The organism is Nostoc sp. UIC 10890 (assembly GCF_054786515.1).
In genome coordinates, this window is record NZ_JBSGKF010000109.1 from 1 (window position 1) to 2,147 (window position 2,147).

The following is a 2,147-nucleotide window of genomic DNA, read 5'->3' on the forward strand; positions in this document are numbered from 1 at the left end:
CCTTAATATTGAATAGCCCTAGCGGTCGAATTGTAAATATGTCGAGTATTGAAGCCTCGTTAACACTTCATGCTGATCCTAATTCATTTATCTATGATTCCAAACCATTTGCTTACAATGCTTCTAAGGCAGCAGTGAACTCATTTACCATTCATTTAGCTCATGAATTACGCAATACTCCGGTGAAGATTAATAGCGCTCATCCGGGTTGGGTAAAAACGGAATTAGGTGGTGAAGGTGCAATGATGGACATTGCATCAGGTGCGAAAACTGGTGTTGAATTAGCGATATTGCCCAATGATGGCCCCAGTGGTGGGTTTTTCCATCTTGGTGAACCAGTAGCTTGGTAAGCTATACCACGATTTGAAGCAGTGGCATAAGTTACGCAAATTTCTCACGATTTTTGTACACTCGATACTATTGACTATTGACCAAGACGGTAAATGGCGATTTATCCCATACATAGAAGGAATGGGATAAATCGCCATCTTTTGTAAAAAGTCGGCTCTAACTCCGATCAAGCTATCTATTATTAGATGTACTTGTTAGTACCTGGGTAGTGACTTAAGCATTGGATACTGTTTCTAGCTGTTGCTTGAGAATTACAATTTTAATTTGATGCACTTCAATTTCAGCTTGAAGTTCAGCACGTAATTCACTTGGTGTAAGAAGATGAATTTTATCCTCTTCAAGATGTGACACTTCGGAAAAATCGTTTTTATCTAGGACAGCATAACGCCAAGATTCGGTACACAAGCCAGTCAATGGATTATTGGGTGGATAATACTGAACCCCTACAATCATCCCTTGCTTGGTTCTTTGCCCTAACGAGTATTTTGGTGATGTCCAATGATTGGGAATAGTGACAACTTTTGAACTTTCCATACGATTTGAATTATTGTTGTTTTGACTGTACTTGTACTACTCGCTGCTGCCTTTTCTCCACCAAAACCTGACCGATAGCTCCCCCAGTACCCAGCCCTAACATTCCTGTAGCAATGATGTACATTGTATTTCTGCCAAAAAACTGCACTCCTAAATACCCAATAGATATGGCCGCTAATGTACCAGTGAGACTTACAACGATTGTTTGTGCTTGATTCCGTTCCATAATTAAAATGCCTTTCCCTGATAGAGGTTATGATTTAAATGATTTTGCTGTTACGCGAACGTGCTACCCCGGAGCAACTTGAACTTATGCTGCAACAGCACAAGTTTTACATTAGAACCGCAGTTGATATCGAACGTCGGGTGCTGGTTGGTGGTGGTGGTCTACACGCTGATTGTGAAGAAAAGTTGCTAGATGACGGCAGTAGACAACAAGATATTTGGGCTGCCAGTTTTATGCCGATAAGTGGAAAAATCATTTATGAGTCGATGGTTAATCTTCGTCCCCGGCAAAATAGATCAATGGAACTTTTAGACCCTAAAATTAGAGAAAGGGTAGCTCAACTGATTAACGAGTTCCTAGGAAATTTATGATCGAAGTGACACCAAAGCAACAAATTTTTATGCAAGATGATGTGACTACACGTTTACGTCGTCTAGCTACACACTTGTCACAAATTCAATCTTTGTGGACTCAAGGCTCATCAGAGGATTTAATACTGGCTTTGGTTGATGAAAGCAGATACTTTGTTGAGTGGACTGTGCCAGACATGGTAAAGGCAGATGATATTGACCGAGCCTGTGAGTTAGTTGATTTAGTTCGTCTTCTGACTCGTTGGCTATTCCATTGGGACGATATTTGGACTGATGCTGAACAAAAGCAATCTGCCTCTGTTCAAATTTCGTATTGGTTACAGCGAGTTTTGGAAATATCACGTACAGAACCGGAATCACTGAGTGCCTGAACTCTATGAAGCCTGACCCTGTTTGACCAACACCGAACGCAAGTACTGTCGGCAAGCTGCTTCTCCCCGGTGTATCAGAATCCGCAGCGCCTGTACTTCCTGTATCGGAGAAATACAAATCTCAGCGATGGCTGAAATTAAATTCTGTTGCTGATGCACATAATCTTGATGCTGCTGCTCTAACTCCAGAATTCTGGAGTTTAACTGTTGTATCTGTCGCAATGCTTGAGTTAAGGAAGATTCTTTGCTTCGAGAGCGATTGTCCAAAGTTAATGTCATTTTCTTGCTCCTCTA

The 2,147-nt window shown here is 41.2% G+C and carries 6 protein-coding genes; 3 read left to right on the plus strand and 3 right to left on the minus strand.

Going from position 1 to position 2,147, the window contains the following annotated elements:
- A partial coding sequence (locus tag ACWATR_RS39550; protein ID WP_460345720.1) for an SDR family NAD(P)-dependent oxidoreductase occupies nucleotides 1–350 on the plus strand: 350 nt, incomplete at its 5' end.
- A 214-nt stretch (nucleotides 351–564) separates the two neighbouring features.
- Here the strand turns inward: ACWATR_RS39550 and ACWATR_RS39555 are convergent.
- On the minus strand, nucleotides 565–885 hold the full coding sequence (locus tag ACWATR_RS39555; protein WP_460345723.1) for a hypothetical protein: 321 nt from the start codon (nucleotides 883–885) through the stop codon (nucleotides 565–567).
- Nucleotides 886–895: 10 nt separating this feature from the next.
- Entirely contained in the window at nucleotides 896–1,111 is a 216-nt protein-coding gene (locus ACWATR_RS39560; RefSeq protein ID WP_460345726.1) for a hypothetical protein, read from the minus strand.
- Between the two features lie 38 nt (nucleotides 1,112–1,149).
- Here ACWATR_RS39560 and ACWATR_RS39565 point away from each other — a divergent pair, with 38 nt between their 5' ends.
- Nucleotides 1,150–1,482 (plus strand): DUF5674 family protein, encoded by a 333-nt coding sequence (locus ACWATR_RS39565; RefSeq protein WP_069067953.1) that lies wholly within the window; start codon nucleotides 1,150–1,152, stop codon nucleotides 1,480–1,482.
- Complete coding sequence (locus ACWATR_RS39570; protein WP_289794304.1) at nucleotides 1,479–1,853, plus strand: hypothetical protein; 375 nt, start codon at nucleotides 1,479–1,481, stop codon at nucleotides 1,851–1,853. Before ACWATR_RS39565 ends, ACWATR_RS39570 begins: the two co-directional genes overlap by 4 nt.
- Nucleotides 1,854–1,856: 3 nt before the next feature.
- Here the strand turns inward: ACWATR_RS39570 and ACWATR_RS39575 are convergent, their stop codons facing one another.
- A complete protein-coding gene (locus ACWATR_RS39575) occupies nucleotides 1,857–2,132 on the minus strand; it encodes a hypothetical protein (protein WP_460345730.1) in 276 nt (91 codons plus the stop codon).
- Nucleotides 2,133–2,147: the final 15 nt, after the last annotated feature.